Source organism: bacterium (genome assembly GCA_040757115.1).
Classification (GTDB): Bacteria; UBA9089; CG2-30-40-21; order CG2-30-40-21; family SBAY01; genus JBFLXS01.
Map to the genome: position 1 here is coordinate 1 of JBFLYA010000441.1, position 1,306 is coordinate 1,306.

Annotated in this window: 1 protein-coding gene; it reads right to left on the bottom strand. The window is 35.5% G+C overall.

Going from position 1 to position 1,306, the window contains the following annotated elements:
- Positions 1–277: 277 nt before the first annotated feature.
- Positions 278–952, bottom strand: a complete 675-nt coding sequence (locus AB1422_19505) for a methylenetetrahydrofolate reductase C-terminal domain-containing protein (protein ID MEW6621488.1) — start codon at positions 950–952, stop codon at positions 278–280.
- Between the last annotated feature and the right edge of the window lie 354 nt (positions 953–1,306).

A 1,306-nucleotide genomic window follows, 5' to 3' on the forward strand; every position in this document is an offset into this window, starting at 1 on the left:
TCCACAATCAATTTCTACCTATTTCTATAAATTTCAATCTATTTCTATTATCTTATCTCCATATCACTCTTATCTCCTTATCCCCTTTCTTACACTTTTGATATATAGCCTGAACGGTTACGGAATTTTGAATTTTGGTCATTGGAACTTATTTGTATTTTGGAATTTGTGATTTGGAATTTTGTAATTTAGTCCGCTCTCCAGCATGACCATATTTGTCCAGTAAAACTTGTGGGACAGAATAAGGCAAAATATAGGATGTGTCCTTAGGTTTTCCTTATTGTCTAACAGTAATATCTTCCCGCAATATTCTTCTTTGTCCACCATCCCTATCTACAAACCAATTTTTTGGTGGAAGTATTTCTTCAATCTGGTCGAGTTGATTAAGTTTTGTTAGCCGTTCATAGATGAGTTGCCAACCACAATCCATTTCTTTATTGACTTCACATTTACCATTCTGGCTACCGCCGCAGGGACCATTAAGTAATCCTTTTGAACATCGGGCAATTGGACAGATACCTCCAAACTTACCTAATTCACAACTACCACAGCCACGGCAGGTTTCCAGCCATAATCCATGTTCTATGGGCATACCCATAAATGTAGTGTTCAAGGCTGGATAAACAGGTTTATCCCCAAATTGTTCAGATAGTGCTTGCACTCCCACACCGCAAGCAGAAGAAAGCACGGCGTCAGATTGTTCCACTTTTCCTTTTAACTCATCAACAAATTCCCACTCACATTGCCGCTGAATACAAACCTCACTAATATCAGGTTCTTTTCCATCCAATTTAAGTGCCATTCGCAGGCAGGTGGCAATAATACCAACCTCTTTTTCACCACCAGCCATACAAACCGTAACACAGGTTCCACAACCAACTACCAATATCTTCTGGTAGTTTGCTATCATTGCCTTTATTTCCTGGATTGGTTTTTGTTCTGCAATAATCATTTATTTTTTCTCCTTATTTCTGTGATATATCTCCGTGAACTCGGTGTCTCTGTGGTGATAAAAATCACAAAATTATAAATATATCATATTGTAATAAATTTATGTAATTTTGTCAACAAAAAATTCTTGAAATTTTTAAACTTTAAAAAAATTTTTTCTTGACTTTTCAGTATAGATTATGATAAACTTCTTTTAATTAATAGAGGGTAGTCAAATTCTCTATCTACTATAGCAGTTATTAGTCAAAATTTTACTCAGAGTGGATAAGGAAAAAATCCCAAATCCCAAGCACCAAATCTCAAATAAGCACCAAATTCCACATACCAAAAAGCGAATTAGAGATTAGTGAATTAG

Bases quoted from the DNA above. Each gene is read 5' to 3' on its own strand.
- AB1422_19505 (MEW6621488.1), bottom strand. From the start codon at position 952: ATGATTATTGCAGAACAAAAACCAATCCAGGAAATAAAGGCAATGATA.